The sequence below is a fragment of the Candidatus Pristimantibacillus lignocellulolyticus genome (genome assembly GCA_023639215.1).
GTDB lineage: Bacteria > Bacillota > Bacilli > Paenibacillales > Paenibacillaceae > Pristimantibacillus > Pristimantibacillus lignocellulolyticus.
Genome location: CP097899.1, coordinates 3,203,473 through 3,222,459 on the forward strand (window position 1 = coordinate 3,203,473; position 18,987 = coordinate 3,222,459).

General features: G+C 38.9%; 16 protein-coding genes. All 16 read left to right on the forward strand.

Features of this window, described 5'->3' with window-relative positions; all coding sequences use genetic code 11:
- The first annotated feature begins 99 nt into the window (after positions 1-99).
- The 16 genes from NAG76_13565 (at position 100) to cobA (ending at position 18,987) form a co-directional block, all read left to right on the forward strand.
- Entirely contained in the window at positions 100-1,074 is a 975-nt protein-coding gene (locus NAG76_13565; protein URN92869.1) for a hypothetical protein, read from the forward strand.
- 99 nt (positions 1,075-1,173) lie between these two features.
- Positions 1,174-2,463 (forward strand): trigger factor, encoded by a 1,290-nt coding sequence (gene tig, locus NAG76_13570; GenBank protein ID URN92870.1) that lies wholly within the window; start codon positions 1,174-1,176, stop codon positions 2,461-2,463.
- 256 nt (positions 2,464-2,719) lie between these two features.
- On the forward strand, positions 2,720-3,307 hold the full coding sequence (gene clpP, locus NAG76_13575) for an ATP-dependent Clp endopeptidase proteolytic subunit ClpP (GenBank protein ID URN92871.1): 588 nt from the start codon (positions 2,720-2,722) through the stop codon (positions 3,305-3,307).
- Between the two features lie 23 nt (positions 3,308-3,330).
- Complete coding sequence (gene clpX / locus NAG76_13580; protein ID URN92872.1) at positions 3,331-4,593, forward strand: ATP-dependent protease ATP-binding subunit ClpX; 1,263 nt, start codon at positions 3,331-3,333, stop codon at positions 4,591-4,593.
- 91 nt (positions 4,594-4,684) lie between these two features.
- Positions 4,685-5,794: a flavodoxin-dependent (E)-4-hydroxy-3-methylbut-2-enyl-diphosphate synthase gene (ispG, locus tag NAG76_13585; GenBank protein ID URN92873.1), complete on the forward strand. Its 1,110-nt coding sequence runs from the start codon at positions 4,685-4,687 to the stop codon at positions 5,792-5,794.
- 154 nt (positions 5,795-5,948) lie between these two features.
- Positions 5,949-6,386: a hypothetical protein gene (locus NAG76_13590; GenBank protein URN92874.1), complete on the forward strand. Its 438-nt coding sequence runs from the start codon at positions 5,949-5,951 to the stop codon at positions 6,384-6,386.
- A gap of 412 nt (positions 6,387-6,798) precedes the next feature.
- Positions 6,799-8,505: an ATP-dependent protease LonB gene (gene lonB, locus NAG76_13595; protein URN92875.1), complete on the forward strand. Its 1,707-nt coding sequence runs from the start codon at positions 6,799-6,801 to the stop codon at positions 8,503-8,505.
- 37 nt (positions 8,506-8,542) lie between these two features.
- Positions 8,543-10,885, forward strand: a complete 2,343-nt coding sequence (gene lon, locus NAG76_13600) for an endopeptidase La (GenBank protein URN92876.1) — start codon at positions 8,543-8,545, stop codon at positions 10,883-10,885.
- 1 nt (position 10,886) lies between these two features.
- A complete protein-coding gene (gene yihA / locus NAG76_13605) occupies positions 10,887-11,576 on the forward strand; it encodes a ribosome biogenesis GTP-binding protein YihA/YsxC (GenBank protein URN92877.1) in 690 nt (229 codons plus the stop codon).
- Between the two features lie 285 nt (positions 11,577-11,861).
- Positions 11,862-12,455, forward strand: a complete 594-nt coding sequence (locus tag NAG76_13610; GenBank protein ID URN92878.1) for a non-ribosomal peptide synthetase module — start codon at positions 11,862-11,864, stop codon at positions 12,453-12,455.
- Between the two features lie 421 nt (positions 12,456-12,876).
- Positions 12,877-13,275, forward strand: coding sequence for an adenosylmethionine decarboxylase (gene speD, locus NAG76_13615; protein URN92879.1), 399 nt, complete (start codon positions 12,877-12,879; stop codon positions 13,273-13,275).
- 255 nt (positions 13,276-13,530) lie between these two features.
- Positions 13,531-14,904, forward strand: coding sequence for a glutamyl-tRNA reductase (gene hemA, locus NAG76_13620; GenBank protein ID URN92880.1), 1,374 nt, complete (start codon positions 13,531-13,533; stop codon positions 14,902-14,904).
- Between the two features lie 63 nt (positions 14,905-14,967).
- Positions 14,968-15,786 (forward strand): cytochrome c biogenesis protein CcsA, encoded by an 819-nt coding sequence (gene ccsA, locus NAG76_13625; GenBank protein URN92881.1) that lies wholly within the window; start codon positions 14,968-14,970, stop codon positions 15,784-15,786.
- A 20-nt stretch (positions 15,787-15,806) separates the two neighbouring features.
- The gene (locus NAG76_13630) at positions 15,807-16,448 is read left to right on the forward strand and encodes a bifunctional precorrin-2 dehydrogenase/sirohydrochlorin ferrochelatase (GenBank protein URN92882.1); all 642 of its coding nucleotides are present in this window, start codon (positions 15,807-15,809) and stop codon (positions 16,446-16,448) included.
- 27 nt (positions 16,449-16,475) lie between these two features.
- Entirely contained in the window at positions 16,476-17,423 is a 948-nt protein-coding gene (gene hemC, locus NAG76_13635) for a hydroxymethylbilane synthase (GenBank protein URN92883.1), read from the forward strand.
- Between the two features lie 4 nt (positions 17,424-17,427).
- Positions 17,428-18,987 (forward strand): uroporphyrinogen-III C-methyltransferase, encoded by a 1,560-nt coding sequence (gene cobA, locus NAG76_13640; GenBank protein URN92884.1) that lies wholly within the window; start codon positions 17,428-17,430, stop codon positions 18,985-18,987.

The following is an 18,987-nucleotide window of genomic DNA, read 5'->3' on the forward strand; positions in this document are numbered from 1 at the left end:
CATCAAATAATATATCATAACGGAGAGAGTGATGCAAGACCTTTTTTTGGAAATAATCAATTAATATCAATTTTTTTATTGATATGTTCGTGGTATAATTTGACGAAAGTAAAAAATAAGTCGTTTCTTAGCAAATGGTTAGGTGGTGTTAATATTTCCGATAACATTAATAAAGAGCAGAATTTTTCTGAAAATATATTTTTGTTCCCTTCTATGCTGGATCAATATCAAATTGAGTTGACCAAGTTACTTGAAAGGGAACAGTTTGAAGAAGCAAAGGATTTATTAAGATTTTTATTGCGATGTCAAGGTGATGAACGACAACATGCAATAGAATGGGAGCATCTTTTGAATTGGCTTGAAGAATCTTTTCCTACTGTCGATGAGGCAGATGGACTTGAGCATGAGGATTTAGAGGAGCAATTTAGAAGAGCGGCATTAAGTGACTATGGCTCAACTAATTCAACTGAGGCTGCCTCTAAGCTGATGGATACTTTAAAATCATCATTACCTATGGATCAGCAAATGCTAGCACTTGAGCGTGCAACTTATTTGGACGCTCCTGAATTAGATGAACAGTTGATTAATTGGCTTCAAGAGGCTACACTATCCTCTGCGGTACAATTTAAAGCATTACAATGTTTGAAAAAAAGAGGTTGCTCTGGTACGGTACAATTGACCCGCATGGATGAAACAGTGAATCTACTTATAGAAGAAACTCCATTATCAATGAATGAATTTCCGGATTCTGTCAATGCTATATTAGAAAAAGCTGTGTCAGCACTTGAACAAGTAGATGTGACAATGCCAATATTAGTCACTGAACTTTGGCTCGAATGTCTACAATGCATATATGGTACACGTAGCTACGGATGGATGTTGAATGAAGAAGAGTACATTGAAGATTGTTTTGCTGCCGGTTTACATCATACTATGCAGCTCATTGTATATGGGTACGCAGTGGACGATGATATCCGTGAAACATACGGAATTACTAATGAGTATCGATTCCGCTATGAGCAAGCAAGTCGAGTAATTCGTGAGGTTGCACTATATTTGCAAGATTCTGATTAATTATTACCTTGAAAAGAATCGATAACTTGTATATAATAGAGTGGTTTATTAGACGTGAAAACATGTAATGCATGAGCATTTTGGAGGGGAAAGCATAAAATGAAAGCAACTTGGGAAAAAATAGAATCGAACACTGTATCAATTAACGTAGAAGTGGATGCTGAGAAAGTATCAGAATCACTAGATCAAGCTTTCAAAAAAGTTGTAGCACAAGTAAACGTACCTGGTTTCCGTAAAGGTAAGGTACCTCGTTCAATTTTCGAAGCAAAATTCGGAATTGAAAGCTTGTACCAGGATGCAATTGATATCATTCTTCCTGGCGCATACTCTGCAGCTATTCAAGAAACTGGTATTCAGCCAGTTGATCGTCCAGAAATCGATGTAACTCAATTTGCAAAAGGACAAACATTCATCTTTACTGCAAAAGTTACAGTTAAACCTGAAGTAACTCTAGGCGCATACAATGGCGTAGAAGTTGCAAAAGTTTCTGCTGAAGTAACAGAAGAAGAAATCGCTGCTGAACTAGAGCGTCTACAACAACGTCATGCTGAGCTTAATGTTGTTGAAGAAGGCGCTGCTGAAAATGGCGACGTTACTGTAATCGACTTTGATGGTTATGTAGATGGCGTTGCATTTGAAGGTGGTAAAGCTGAGCGTTACTCTCTTGAACTAGGTTCAGGTTCATTCATTCCTGGATTCGAAGAGCAAGTAGTAGGCATGCAACTTGGAGATTTCAAAGATGTAGAAGTTACATTCCCAGAAGCTTACCAAGAAGCAAGTCTAGCTGGTAAAGCAGCAATTTTCAAAGTTAAATTGCATGAGCTTAAACGCAAAACGCTTCCAGCACTTGATGATGAGTTTGCAAAAGACGTAAGTGAATTTGATACTCTTGAAGAGTACAAAAAAGATCTTGCAAGCAAACTTCAAGAAAACAAAGTAAAAGAAGCTACACAAGCTCAAGAAGCAGAAGTTATCTCTAAAGTTGCTGAAGCAGCTACAGTAGAAATTCCTGCAGCTATGGTAGAAACTGAACAAAACTACATGCTACAAGATTTCGAAAACCGTCTACGTTCTCAAGGTATGACGCTTGATCTGTACTACCAATTCTCTGGTCAAAACGAGCAAGTGCTTCGTGACCAAATGAAGGGTGACGCAGAAAAACGCGTTCTTAACAACCTTGTACTAGAAGCAATTGCGAAAGCTGAATCTATTGAAGTATCTGAAGAAGATATCAACGAGGAACTAGCTAACCTTTCTACAGCATACAATCGTCCTGCTGAAGAAATTCGTGAAATCTTCACGCAAAATGGTAACCTAGAAAACTTGACTGAGGATCTATTGCTTCGTAAAGCAATCAAATTCCTAGTTAGCAATAGTGTAGCTGTTTAATTTGTTTAACACATATAGCAGAACATAAGATAAGGGATAAGGCACGTGTGCATACGTGCCTTATTTTTAAACTATGGACCTGCTCAATGAGATTTCTATCTACATAACATACATATAGCTTTTTGAGTGACCGTATACATATGAGTAATAAAGATTAAAAGTAGACATAGACTTGATCGAAAAAATGACATCACTTCTTCAACGTGATACAATAAAAGTGTTCATATTAAGTCCAAGATGAAAGAAGGTTGATCGCATGAACTTAGTTCCAGTCGTTGTAGAACAGACGAATCGTGGGGAAAGATCTTACGATATTTATTCTCGCTTGCTTAAAGATCGTATTATATTTCTTGGTAGTGCGATTGATGATGATGTTGCGAATGCAGTAATTGCTCAATTGCTATTCCTAGCTGCGGATGATCCTGATAAAGATATCCATCTCTATATCAATTCACCTGGTGGTTCAGTTACAGCAGGTATGGGTATATTTGATACTATGCAATACATCAAGCCTGAAGTAAGTACAATTTGTATGGGTATGGCCGCAAGTATGGGGTCACTACTTCTTACAGCAGGTGCCAAAGGCAAACGTTTTGCGCTTCCAAATGCGGAAGTGATGATTCACCAGCCGCTTGGTGGCATTAGTGGTCAAGCTACAGATATTAAGATTCATGCTGATTGGATACTTAAAACGAAGCAAAAGCTGAATCAAATCTACGTAGATCGTACTGGTCAAACATACGAGAAGATTGATCGTGATACAGATCGTGATAACTTCATGAGTGCGCAAGAAGCATTGGAATATGGCTTGATAGATAAGGTGATTACTTCACCGATACTGTAATATTGGAATGAAGGGGTGAAATAATGTTTAAATTCAATGATGAGAAAGCTCAATTGAAATGTTCTTTCTGTGGTAAATCGCAAGAGCAGGTACGTAAGTTAGTAGCTGGCCCTAGCGTTTATATATGTGATGAATGTATTGATCTTTGTTCTGAAATCGTAGAGGAAGAGCTAGGACAAGAGGAAGAAGTGGATCTGAAGAGTATTCCAAAACCAATGGAAATTCGTTCTACACTTGATTCTTATGTTATTGGCCAAGACTTTGCCAAAAAATCACTATCTGTAGCAGTTTATAATCACTATAAACGTATTAATACAGGTAGCAAAATTGAGGATGTTGAGTTGCAGAAGAGTAATATTTTACTTCTAGGGCCTACTGGTTCAGGTAAAACATTACTAGCGCAAACAATGGCTCGTATTTTGAATGTACCATTTGCTATTGCAGATGCTACGTCTTTAACAGAGGCTGGTTATGTTGGTGAGGATGTTGAAAACATTCTTCTGAAATTAATCCAAGCTGCTGATTATGATGTAGAAAAAGCTGAGCGCGGTATTATTTATATCGATGAGATCGATAAAGTAGCTCGTAAATCTGAAAATCCATCCATTACACGTGATGTGTCTGGTGAAGGTGTTCAGCAAGCGTTACTTAAAATTCTTGAAGGTACAGTAGCTTCTGTTCCTCCTCAAGGTGGTCGTAAACATCCACATCAAGAATTTATTCAAATTGATACTACTAACATTTTGTTTATCTGTGGTGGTGCATTTGACGGTCTTGAATCAATCATTAAACGTAGAATTGGTAAAAAGGTAATCGGTTTTAATTCTACTGGAGAAGTTCAGAAAGATCTAAAACCAGGGGAATACTTGTCAATGGTATTACCTGAAGATCTATTGAAATTCGGGTTAATTCCTGAGTTCGTTGGTCGTTTACCTGTTATTTCTACTCTAGAGCCTCTTGATGAGCCAGCACTAGTACGTATTCTTTCTGAACCGAAAAATGCGTTAGTGAAGCAATATCAAAAATTGCTTGAGCTTGACAATGTGAAGCTAGAATTCCAGGCTGATGCACTTGATGCGATTGCGAAAGAAGCAATTAAGCGTAATACAGGTGCTCGTGGTCTCCGTGCAATTATTGAAGGGATCATGCTTGATTTAATGTATGAAGTGCCATCTCGTGAAGATGTCACGACTTGTGTAATAACTGAAGATACAGTAACAAGCAAAATTGTTCCTGAACTTGCTCCTGCTGAGAAGAAGGATAGCAAGAAGGAAGAAAGTGCTTAACGTTACTTGAATACAGACAAAGAAGGAACCACCTCATGCTTTGAAAGCTCAGAGCAAGGGGTGGACTTTGCCGTTCATGGGAGAGATAACTATGTACTTACGTCAGAACACCGTACCTGTCAAAGTTGGTAATCTAACGATTGGTGGAAGTAATGAGGTTCTTATTCAAAGTATGTGTACAACGAAGACAGCTAATGTTGATGCTACTGTTGCAGAAATATTGCGTCTTGAGGAAGCTGGATGTCAATTAGTTCGCGTTACGGTTAACAATATGGAAGCTGCGGACGCGATCAAGGAAATTAAGAAACGAATTAATATTCCTCTAGTTGCGGATATACATTTTGATTATCGTCTTGCTTTACGTGCTATTGAAAATGGGATTGATAAAGTTCGTATTAATCCAGGTAATATTGGTCGCCGTGAAAAAGTCGAAGCAGTTGTTGCTGCGTGTAAAGAAAAAGGTATTCCTATTCGAATCGGTGTTAATGCTGGATCACTTGAAAATCATTTGCTAGAGAAGTATGGATATCCAACTCCTGAAGCTATGGTGGAAAGTGCGATGTATCATATCGGTATTCTAGAAGAATTAGATTTCCATGATATTATCGTATCTTTGAAAGCTTCAGATGTTCCGATGGCGATTCAAGCCTATACTATGGCTGCGGAAGTTATCAAATATCCACTTCACCTTGGTATTACCGAGGCTGGTACCTTGAATGCTGGAACGATCAAAAGTTCTGCAGGTATTGGCGCGTTATTAGCGCTAGGTATTGGTAATACTTTGCGTATTAGCTTATCAGCAGACCCTGTGGAAGAAGTTAAAGTTGCACGTGAGCTATTGAAAACATTTGGCTTGATTACGAATGCGGCAACGCTTGTATCTTGTCCTACATGTGGTCGTCTTGATATTGATCTGTTCTCTGTTGCGAATGAGGTAGAAGAGTATATTTCTAAGATCAAAGTACCGATCAAAGTATCCGTACTAGGTTGTGCTGTAAATGGTCCTGGTGAGGCGCGTGAAGCTGATATCGGCATTGCAGGTGCCCGTGGTGAAGGTATGTTGTTCCGCTACGGAGAGATGATTCGTAAAGTTCCTGAGGCGGAGTTGCTTTCAGAGCTGAAGAAAGAAATCGATGAAATTGTACGTGTGTATGAAGAGACAGGAGAAATCCCTGGTCGTAAAGCACATATTAAGCACTAATAATAAATATGAAGCCCTAACATCTTAAGATGTTAGGGCTTTTTTCGTGAAATAACTTTTGCGGGTAATTTGATGATTTCGTGTAAAGAGTTCTAACAGATGTAATATATAGAATAATATGGTAGTTATATGGGCATTAGAAAGGGGTTATGTGATGGATTTCGGAATGTCTATACTATGGTATAGTATAGTTTACGTCGTAGTTACTCTTGTTGGTATATTACATACTTGCTTCAATGGATATGTGCTCAAGATGGATAAAGATAATACTAAACCGATTAAGTCAATGTACGATATTAAATCTTATGCTGCAACAGTAAAGTATCATGCACTTTATAACATTATTCTCTGGCCGATTGCTGCTTATTATTATTTGATTAAAGTACAACCAGATAATCTATGGCTCGAAGCTTTAATTATCGGATTATCATGGATGCTACTGACCATCATCGTTGATTTAATTGGATGGGTCTTAATTCGTCATCCATGGGCAATGACATGGAAAGAGATGTATGTCGACTATCAACCACACATTACATTAATTTATGTAGCAATATTAGTGAGTGCATTTGTTGGCGCTTGGTTCGTATAAAGCAAGGAAATAATAAATACGAACTAGAATAATGAACATCATACATACAAATAGTTAATAGGGTGAGCGTTACTTAGTTGCATTATAAATGCAAACATAAGTAACGCTTTTTTGTTGATTCTCTTATCCACTAGCGGAGAGAACTAATCACTAGTGGAAAAGCGATAGCGGTCTTTTTTGTCCTCGGATTTATACCACTATTGTTTAATCCAATAAATCCGAGGCCAACGGCGATTGGAACAGTGATTAGTTCTCGTAGCGGTCTCGGAGTGTCCACAGATTAGTTCTCGTAGTGCCCTTCGATTATTTCTCTGTTCACCCAAGATTATTCCATCTACTAGAGGGTAATACTATAGAATACGAGAAAAATTTGTTTGCTAAAAGCACTAATTAAGAGGAGTGGAGTAAAGTAATGAATATGAGCGTATTGTTAATGGTAATTCAAGTGTTTTTTGCTGTCGTAATTGGATTATATTTTTTCAATCTACTACGCAATCAGAAGATGAATAAAGTTGCAGTAGATAAGGAATCGCGTAAGGAGATGGACAAACTACGCAAGCTTCGTTCAATTTCGTTAACGAAGCCTCTAGCAGAGAAAACAAGACCGCAATCACTACATGATATTGTAGGACAAAAAGACGGTTTAAAAGCTCTTAAGGCTGCCCTATGCAGTGCTAATCCACAACATGTCATCATCTATGGTCCTCCAGGAGTAGGTAAAACAGCTGCTGCGAGGGTAGTGCTTGAAGAAGCGAAGCGTAATCCGTCTTCTCCATTTTTACCAAGTGCCAAATTTACAGAGATAGATGCTACGACTGCGCGTTTTGATGAAAGAGGTATCGCAGACCCTTTAATCGGTTCAGTCCATGATCCCATATACCAAGGAGCTGGAGCGATGGGTGTAGCAGGTATTCCGCAGCCGAAAGCAGGAGCGGTAACAAAAGCACATGGCGGAATTCTATTTATTGATGAAATAGGTGAATTACATCCTGTCCAGATGAATAAGTTATTAAAGGTACTTGAGGATCGCAAAGTATTTCTTGAAAGTGCATACTACAATTCAGAAGATAGTCATATTCCTAGCTATATCCATGATATATTTCAAAATGGATTGCCTGCTGACTTCCGTTTAGTTGGAGCGACAACTCGTTCTCCTCAAGAAATTCCACCTGCAATTCGGTCTAGATGTATGGAGGTATATTTCCGTCCGTTGCTAGCTGATGAAGTAGCTGAAGTGGCAGAAAATGCAGTCTTGAAAATTGGTTTTTCACCTTGTCCAGAAGCGATCGATGTTGTAAAGCAATATGCAACAAACGGCCGGGAAGCGGTGAATATTATCCAACTTTCTGCTGGTCTAGCTTTGTCAGAGAAAAGAGATAAGATTACGGCGATGGATATTGAATGGGTTGTGAATAGTAGTCAAATTCCACCAAGACCAGAACGAAAAGTTCCATTAGTTCCACAAATCGGATATGTTAATGGGTTAGCAGTCTATGGACCGAGTATGGGTGCGCTGCTTGAAATTGAAGTAAGTGCTATTCCAGTTGTTAAGGGAAAAGGACAATATATTATTACAGGTGTTGTTGATGAAGAAGAACTCGGCGGTGGCTCTCGTACGTTAAGAAGAAAAAGTATGGCCAAAGGATCGATTGAGAATGTACTAACAGTGTTACGATTAAAAGGCCTTAATCCTCAAGACTATGACTTACATATCAATTTCCCAGGTGGTTCACCTGTAGATGGACCGTCAGCTGGTATTGCTATGGCAACGGCGATTACGTCGGCGATATTGAATGTACCTATCGATAATCGACTGGCCATGACGGGTGAGATTGGAATACATGGCAATGTGAAACCGGTGGGTGGTGTGCTTGCGAAAGTAGAAGCAGCCTTCCAAGCTGGAGCAGTTCGTGTTATTATTCCTAGAGAAAACTGGCAAGAAATATTTGCTGACCTGAACGGACTGCAAGTTATTCCAGTTTCGCGAATAGAAGAAGTACTTACTCATGTATTCCCAGAATTGGCCAAATGGAATGATGAAGATCAAACGGAGCAATGGAAGTTGAATTTATTCAGCTCACCAACATATCCATATTTGCAGGCTGAATCATTTGAGTGATAAGATGTTAGAGAATATATAGAATGGAGGTGCTGGAATGGGTACTAGCAAAACAAAAACACGCCGAATTCCTCTGCTCCCTCTTAGGGGCCTACTTGTCTATCCCAGCATGGTTCTCCACTTAGATGTGGGAAGGGATAAATCTATCCGCGCGCTTGAAAAGGCGATGCTTGATGATCAAAATATTTTACTAGTATCGCAAGCTGAGGTGAACATTGAGAACCCGCTTGAAGAAGATATTTTCAGAATAGGTACGATTGCTAAAGTGAAGCAAATGCTTAAACTTCCTAATGGAACGATTCGTGTTTTAGCGGAAGGGATAGTTCGTGCCGAAATTCAAGATTACCTTGATAATGAACAATATTACGAAGTTATCGTGCAGGAACTACCTGAACCAACAGAGCAATCTCCACAAGTAGATGCTTTAATGCGTACAGTACTAAGCCAGTTTGAGAATTATGTTTCACTTTCCAAGAAAGTAACACCTGAAACGTATGCGGCGGTATCTGATATCGAAGAGGCAGGTCGATTGGCAGATGTGATCACAAGCCATCTTGCTTTGAAAATTAAAGAGAAGCAACTTATTCTTGAAACGACAGATGTTGAAAAACGTCTTGAGGCATTACTTGATCTACTTAATAATGAACGCGAAGTGCTTGAGATGGAACGCCAAATCAATCAACGTGTGAAAAAACAGATGGAAAAAACGCAAAAGGAATACTATTTGCGTGAACAGATGAAGGCAATCCAGAAGGAACTAGGCGAGAAAGAAGGTCGCCTTGGAGAAGTGGAAGAACTTAGAAATCAGTTGGAGGAAGGTCAATTACCTGATGCGGTAGCAGAAAAAGTTAACAAAGAAATCGATCGACTCGAAAAAATGCCACAATCTTCAGCGGAAGGTGGAATTATTCGTAATTATATCGATTGGCTCCTGGCATTACCTTGGCACCAATTAACTGATGATGATCTTGACATAATAAATGCTGAACAAATTTTGAATGACGATCATTACGGTCTTGAAAAACCGAAAGAACGTGTGCTAGAGTATTTGGCTGTGCAAAAATTAGTCAAGAAGATGAAGGGGCCGATTCTATGTCTAGTAGGACCTCCCGGGGTTGGTAAAACATCTCTAGCGAAATCTATTGCTAAGTCATTAGGGCGTAAATTCGTACGGATATCACTAGGTGGCGTTCGAGATGAAGCAGAAATTCGCGGGCATCGTCGTACATATGTTGGGGCAATGCCAGGTAGAATTATGCAAGGAATGAAGTCAGCGGGAACGAAAAATCCAGTGTTCCTACTGGATGAAATTGATAAGATGGCATCTGATTTCCGAGGAGACCCATCTTCAGCATTGCTTGAGGTGCTAGATCCTGAACAGAACAGTACATTCAGCGATCATTTTGTAGAGGTGCCATTTGATCTGTCATCTGTTATGTTTGTAACGACTGCCAACTCTTTGCAGACTATTCCTCGTCCACTACTTGATCGTATGGAAATTCTGCAAGTTCCAGGTTATACCGAGTTAGAGAAGTTAGAAATTGCGAAGCGCTATCTATTCCGTAAGCAACGTGCTGACCATGGTTTACAAGATGAACAGCTTACGATTGATGATGAAGCAATTAGCTTTATTATTCGAGAGTATACTCGAGAAGCCGGTGTGCGTAATCTAGAACAACAGATTGCAGCGTTATCTCGTAAGGCAGCAAAAGCTTTTGTATCCGATGAACAGTTGCAAACGATTCATATTGATCGGCAGCAAGTGAAGAAATGGCTTGGACAACCGAGGTTCCGATATGGTATGGTTGATGCTCGCAATCAGATAGGTGCCGTTACTGGGCTAGCTTGGACGGAAGTCGGCGGAGATACACTAGTTATCGAAGTTTCAACTATGCCTGGTAGTGGTAAGCTTAATTTAACGGGTAAGCTTGGTGATGTGATGAAGGAATCTGCGCAAGCAGCATTCAGTTACATTAGAGCTCATGCTGATGAACTCGGAGTGTCGTCAGATTTCCATGAAAAGTTAGATATTCATATTCATATTCCAGAGGGTGCAATTCCTAAGGATGGACCTTCGGCAGGAATAACAATGGCAACAGCACTTATATCGGCACTTAGTGGTCGTTATGTATCCAAAGAAGTTGCAATGACAGGGGAAATAACGTTAAGAGGTAGAGTATTGCCGATCGGTGGTTTGAAAGAGAAATCTTTGGCTGCACATCGAGCTGGTATTAAAAAGGTACTTTTGCCTATTGATAACACTAGAGATCTTGATGAGATTCCTGAAAGTATTAAACAAGAGGTGGAATTTGTTCCTGTCGCTCATCTGGATGAAGTGCTCGCACATGCTTTAGTAGCAAAAGAGAATGAGGAGCAATAACATGATAAAAATTAAAGATACTCAATTTATAATTAGTGCCGTACGTCCTGATCAATACCCTGCAGATGGCTTGCCAGAAATTGCTCTGGCAGGTCGTTCTAATGTGGGGAAGTCATCCTTAATTAACAAGATGATTATGCGTAAAAACTTAGCTCGCACGAGTTCACAACCTGGTAAGACACAACAATTGAACTATTACCGTGTGAACGAAGATATTTATCTAGTCGATTTTCCAGGTTATGGTTATGCCAAAGTATCCAAGAAACAACGTGAAGAATTTGGCATTATGATCGAAAGATATTTGCAATCCCGTGATCCGCTAGTATTGCAACTACTTGTCATAGATATTCGTCATGAGCCGTCCAAAGATGATCAGTTAATGTATCAATGGCTGAATCATTATGAAATTCCTACATGCATTGTTGCAACGAAAGCAGATAAAATTCCTCGTTCCAAATGGGACAAGCATTTGAAAATGATTAAAACTACATTAGGTGCTAGCTCGAAGGATAGAGTTGTACTATTTTCTTCAGACACTGGACTTGGCCGCGATGAATTATGGGGGCATATCTTGCAAGCGATAGAAGATGCAGGGATGTCACTACCGAATGTTGATGGTGTAGTAGAACAAGTGGACACAGAAACAAATGGTTCACAACAATTAGACGAAGCTTTCCACGAGCAACAATAGTTAAGGATAGTCTTATTCTCAATTAATCGATAAATTTGTAGTTTTTGGTAAGCAGGGTAGGATACACAAGAACTTCTTAATAATTAGTAAGCATTGTGAGTAATAGTTCCAGATTTTTTGCGATAATTCCGATATTTCGTGAAATACGATGGATTTTCAAGTATGGAGAGCAGGAAAAAGGAAAGAAAATCTCGTATAATATAACATATGAGTATGTATTTTAGCCTTTCTAAGTTCTAAGATATTCTTCATCTACTTGGAAAGTGAAGAATTGAGGAGATTTTTATGGCTAAGCGGATAGCCACGGAGTATGTTAATGCAAGATTTGAGTTAAGTAGTTCTGAATTAGCATCGTTTATTGTTTTTATGGAGGAGCAGCAATTACGCCTTCAGGTACTTATTCTTGAAAATGGTAACCAATCACTTTTACTTGAAGATGTAGCAGGACATGAATCTATTCGTATGACGTTTGAAAGTCAATATGACGAATATGTGTGTGAACTTTCATGCCGAATTGTCCAACTTAAGCTGACTAATGCAATGCGAAAAGCGGTATCCGCATTCCGTGGCAATGCGATTGTCAATCGAATTTATAGTCATTATACGATGGTATATCAATATAAGAATGGTGGTGTTCACCGTATCATTGAAAAAAATGATCATGGTGAACGCACAGTGTTCGAAAAAAAGAATATTGTCCAAAAAATACAACGTGTATTTGATAGTTGTTTAATTGAAAGAGAAATCAAGCTTGTTCATCAGACGATTGATGAGTGGTTAGATCTTCGGAATCAAGCAAGCAATGATCTAGAGTTGGATAAGATTGATGAACATTTGAAGGCATTAAAGTTTAAGTTATTCACGTTGGAAGCGAATTGAACTTGTGCTAGTAAAAACGAACAGGTTGTTCCTGTTCGTTTTTTTGTTTTGTTTTGTTTTGTTTTGTTTTGTTATTAAAAGTATTAACTTCTTCTATCGTATTTAGTCAAAAACAAATTACAATTTTTTCGTAAATTATAGAGATATAAGTAGCAATAGCTAGCTATATTGAGTAATGTAAAGAGAGTCTTGAAATATTAGGAAATATTGCAGGAAATTCACAAAAAAACTATTGCATTTAACTCTATTAGATGTTATTTTAATTCTCGTTGAAAACAAATTGGTTGTTCAAAATTAGGAACCAGGATTCACTCAGGACATTGTAATGTTACGAGAGATTATACCCTCGAGAAGTGAATGACGTAGGTCCTAGCGGATGAAATTCTTAAACATTTTATTGCTAGGAAGGGGGAACCGAAGGATGGAATATTCTACTTTCGGAAGACACGTTGCTGTTGATGCATGGGGTGTTGATTTTGATTTGCTAAACAGTGCGGAGATATTACAATCTCACATGGTTGAGGCAGCGGAGGCTAGTGGAGCTACAGTGCTATCTGTTCAATCAAAACAATTTGAACCTCAAGGTGCAACGGTACTCGTACTGTTGTCAGAGAGTCATCTCTCGATTCATACGTATCCTGAAAGAGGATTTGCTGCACTGGATTGTTATACTTGTGGCGAAACGGTAGATCCACAAGTAGCTATCGATTATATGATGTCTGTGCTTAAGCCCCAAACAACACATGCTAAGAAATTAATACGTGGTGTGGGTGAATTCCAAATTGTTGAACCTGAGTTGAAACAAAGCGAGCTAGTATAAGATTGCAGATATAGGTAGGCCATGGATGAAAGTCCATGGCCCTTTTTCTTGGAGAGATTGTGATCTTATGAATGTTCACGGACTCTTTTGTGGGTAGTTCAGGGTGATTTACACTTTATTAACCTCATCTGAGAAGAAAAGGTATAATACTTTCTTATAATTCGAATAATAGTCAAATGTAGAGAAAATTACGAAATAGTATTATGATATAATTATTGTATATTATAGGTTACACACTTCGGAAAGGGGATCACCATGCATATTATTGTTGTTGGCTTAAACTATCGTACTGCTCCTGTCGAAGTTAGAGAACGCTTCGCATTAGGTGAAGAGCAACTAACAGAAGCACTTTTAAAGCTAAAAAGTACAACGAGCATTATGGAATGTGTGATCGTCGCAACCTGTAATCGTACTGAAATTTATGCAATCGTTGATCGTACACAAATCTGTGGACATTATGTAAGATTATTTATGGAACAATGGTTTGGACTGCCACGTGAGCAGTTTACAAACAGTTTATATATGTATGAGGATCATGAAGCGATTGAGCATTTATTCAAAGTTTCATGTGGTCTTGATTCGATGGTTATTGGTGAAACACAAATACTTGGACAAGTGAAGCAAGCATTTCTTGAAGCTCAGCATATGAAAACAACGGGTACTGTATTTAATATGCTATTCAAGCAAGCGATAACTTTAGCTAAGCGTGCTCATTCTGAGACTAGAATTGGTGATAGAGCTGTATCTATTAGTTATGCTGCTGTAGAACTTGGAAAACATATCTTTGGGAATTTCGCTAACAAACAGGTGATGATTTTTGGAGCTGGTGAGACTGGAGAATTAACAGCGAAACATTTGCATGCCAATGGCGCATCTCAGATTAATGTCGTCAATCGTACATTAGAGAAAGCAGAGCAAGTAGCTGCTCAATTCAATGGTGTTGCTTATAACTTTGAACAAGCTAATGAGCAAATGCATCATGTGGATATTATGATTAGTTCAACTGCCGCTAAGCAGTTTGTGCTTACGTTTGAAGATGTACAAGCTATTATGGCAAAACGTCGTTCCAAGCCATTATTTATGATCGATATCGCTGTACCTCGAGATTTTGATCCGAAAATTGCAACAATTGATAATGTATTTTTATACGATATAGATGATTTACATGGTATTGTAGAAAGTAATCTAGCACAACGCAATCAAGAAGCTACTAAGATTAATGTAATGATTCAAGAAGAGATTACCGCGTTCGATAGTTGGTACAAAACATTAGGTGTTGTTCCACTTATTCGTGGCTTACAAACGAAAGCTGCCAATGTGCATGAAGAAACAATGGTAAGCTTATCTAATAAGCTACCTAATCTTTCAGAGCAAGAATTGAAAGTCATTCGCAAGTTAACGAAGAGCATGGTCAATCAGATGATTCAAGATCCTGTACTTCGAGTCAAAGAATTAGCAGGAAGTAAAAAATCAGATGAAGCTATGGATCTATTCGTACAGTTATTTGATTTGAAAGAACAATTGCACGAGATGGAAAAAGCAGAGAAAAAGGTGCAAGAGACGGCTATACAAGAGCGCTCACAGTTTGTCCGTTCTGCTAAAAAACTCGCTGCGCTTGTACGCTCTTAATATCGGTTTTATGCCCTATCGTTTCGAAGAATACAAAGAAGTAGAACACAGGGTGGTGCAGTGATGAATATGGATTTATGGATATATGATATTTTTGTATATATCTACGCCCTGAGTCTGTTGTTTTATTTTTCTGATTTTGTTTCTGAGAATCGGAAAGCGAAGCAACTAGGCACAGGGCTACTTGTTTTTGTATGGTTAATTTCAGGAGCTTTTTTAATCTTTCGATTACTTACGGAATTACGTATGCCAGTATTTCAATTTACTACCTTTGATGTATTGCAATTATTCTCATGGATATTAATTACAGCATCATTTATTATTGGTAGATATTATAAAATCGATTTGATTGTGTTTTTTGTCAATGTTATTGGATTTTCGATTTTTGCGCTTAATATGTATAGCTCTCCGAAAGAAGGGCGATCACTTGAGTTATGGCAAGCTACTCGCGAACTACTATATGTACATATTAGTCTTGTTATTAGTGCCTATGCTGTTTTAACTATTGGTGCTTTGTTATCGATTATGTACCTCGTTGTACATCATAGCTTGAAACGAAAGAAATGGACAAAATGGTTGCGTAGATTTCCAAGTCTGGAAGTTATGGATCGTTCAATTGAAAGAATGGTCGTTATTGGCGTACCACTTTTAATTATGTCTTTGGCGATTGCTACAATTTCACTAGTTGTGGAAGGAAGAGCATATTTACTGTTAGATATTCAAATTGTGACGTCACTTTGTGCGCTTGGTATTTATGGTTACTTTATTTACCAACGGTCTGTAAATGAAAGATCAGGCCAGAAGATCGCCCAATTATATTTGCTAGCGTACGGCTTTCAATTAATTAATATGTTCTCCACTGAACTATCGGCATTTCACTAAATGTGCAGGAGGTGACTAGAATGGAACAAAACTCTCTGTACTATCCAATGATGGTGAATTTATACGATCACAAGTGTCTCGTTGTTGGTGGAGGTATCATTGCCACGCGCAAAATTACCGGACTACTTGCAGCGGGCGCAAGCTCCATTACTATCGTCGCACCGGTTATTAGTGAATCATTGCTAGAACTACTGCTACTACACGATTCGTTAACTTGGATTCAGTCTACCTATGAAGAAACACTGATGAAGCAGTTCACTATTGTCTTTGCAGCAACCGATGTCGTAGAACTTAATGCCACGATTACTAATGATGCATTAAACAAGGGTATACTAATATGTAATATCAGTGATGGTGAGCAAGGAAACTTTATAACTCCAGCGACAATAAGAGAAGGTCAACTTACATTAGCGATTTCAACATCAGGAAGTAGTCCTTCTTTGACGAAACATTTGAAACGTCAACTAGAGGTTCAATTCACAAAACCTTATGCTAATGCTTTGCAATTAATGTCACGCCTTAGAGTGGATCTAGAGCGGGATGATGTTGAGTTAACGATAAGTGCTCTAATTACTGAGCAGGCATTGCAAGAAGTACTTCAAGTTTTACCAGTAGATTATGAGATTTGGTATGAAAAATTGCGAAAGAACTTTACGACGTAAGTGCATAATGAAGGTGAGGAATTAGCGATGGAAGCTAGAGTCATTAAGGTTGGTACACGACAGAGTCAATTAGCATTAACGCAATCTGGACAAGTAATTAAGCAACTTGAAGATATTTGTGAGCAACATGGATTACCTTATACTTTTGAAATACATAAGATTATTACAAAAGGCGATCAAATACTCGATGTTACGTTATCTAAAGTAGGCGGTAAAGGATTGTTTGTAAAAGAAATCGAACAAGCACTACTTGATGGTGTGATCGATATGGCCATACACAGTATGAAAGATATGCCGTATGAGCTTCCAGAAGGGCTTATTAACGGAGCTGTACCGAAGCGCTTGTCTCCACAAGACTGCTTAGTTATGCGTAATGGAGATTCGTTTGCTGATTTACCTCAAGGTGCTAAAGTCGGTACGAGTAGTTTGCGCAGAAGTAGTCAGTTGAAGCATGTTAGACCAGATCTTGATTTGCAATGGATTAGAGGCAATATTGATTCTCGTATTCGCAAATTAGAAACTGAAAACTTTGACGCAATTGTACTTGCCGCGGCAGGATTATCACGAATGGGTTGGCAGGAAAAGATATCTACATTGCTTCCACTCGATGTATGTGTTCCTGCTGTTGGACAAGGCGCATTAGGTGTGCAATGCCGTCAGCAAGATGATGGAGTTGTACAGTTATTACAAATATTGAATGATGCAGATTCCGCGCTAGCTGTTGCAGCAGAACGTAGTTTTCTAGGAACACTTGAAGGTGGTTGCCAAGTACCATTAGGTGCACATTCTACTATTGTTGAACGTTCAGCAGATGGGGTGATTCTGGAATTAACAGGTATTGTCGGTTCTCCAGATGGTAAGATATTGTTAAAAGAAACTCGTCGTGGTAAGGATGCATTGCAGTTGGGAGCTGAAGTTGCCCAATTGCTGTTAGATGGTGGTGCACGTGAAATTTTAGCGGAAATTGAGGTTTAATTCGATGAATCAGGGGAAAGTATATTTGGTCGGAGCTGGGCCGGGAGACCCTAGACTCATTACCGTCCGTGGTATGCAATGTATTCAAGAATGTACAGCAATTGTGTATGATCGCTTAGCAAGTCCGAGATTGCTTAGATACGCACCCGATCATGTGAAGCGAGTGTATGTAGGTAAGTTGCCAGATCGACATACGATGAAACAAGAAGATATTAATCAATTATTAGTTGATCTTGCTCTTGAAGGTCATACCGTAACGAGATTGAAAGGCGGAGATCCTACCATTTTCGGTCGAGTGGGGGAAGAAGCCGGATTGCTACGCCAGCATAATATTCCTTACGAAATTATTCCGGGTATTACATCTGCCATCTCAGTTCCCGCTTATGCAGGAATTCCAGTTACACATCGGGACCATGCATCATCGTTATCGATTATTACAGGGCATGAAAGCCCTGATAAGTTAGATGTTTCAATCTATTGGGATAAAGTTACGAATGCAACAGGAACGTTATTATTCCTTATGGGTGTTGCCAAAATTGATTATATTGCTAATCAATTGATGAAGCATGGTCGTAGTTCCGATACACCAGTAGCATTAGTCCGCTGGGGAACAACACCTGAACAAGAGACTATCGTTGGCACACTAGGTACGATTGCGGAGCAAGTTATTACTACAGGGTTCAAATCACCAGCAATCATCATCGTAGGCGATGTTGTGAAGCAACGTGAGCAACTGCAATGGTATGAGCAGATGCCATTATTCGGCATGCGCATACTAGTTACTCGTGCTAGGTCGCAAGCGAGTGAATTTGCTTCACTTATTGAGGATCTTGGTGGTGAACCTTGCGAATTCCCTGTTATTCAAGTGAACAAAAGCTCACTTCCTGAACAAATTCAAGCTATTGAACACCACTTAATGCAAGCTGAGCAGTATGACTGGCTTGTATTTACAAGTGAAAATGGTGTTAATTATTTCTTCGATTGGTTGAAACAATATAAAGTTGATATCAGGCGCTTCAATGGTGCGAAGATAGCAGCAGTTGGACCTAAGACTAGCGAAGCGCTGATTGAACGCGGTTTGATTGTTGATCATCAAGCAACACGTTATGATGCTGAAGGATTATTGGAAACATTAGAACAGTTCGCTACTGAGGGACAAAGAATGTTGCTTCCAAGAGGAAATCTTGCACGCTCTGTTCTGCCTGTTCAGTTACGAACGAAAGGTATTATTGCTGATGAGATAAGCATATACGAGACTACAGTGGCAGTGCAGCAAGAACCTATTGTATTTGAATGGTTGAGAGAAAAGCATATTCATGTCATTACTTTCACAAGCTCGTCCACTGTGAAAAATTTAATAAAAGTGTTAGAGCAAGGTGGAATTGAAGATCCTATTGCTTTGCTTAAACAATATCCGCTTGCAAGTATAGGTCCTATTACATCAGATACTATTCGTGAATGTGGTCTTGAAGTTGCGATAGAAGCAGAAGAAGCAACAATTGAATCGTTAACAGCCGCACTTATACAGTATCGTGGAATACGCAACAATAATGGAGGCAAGTAA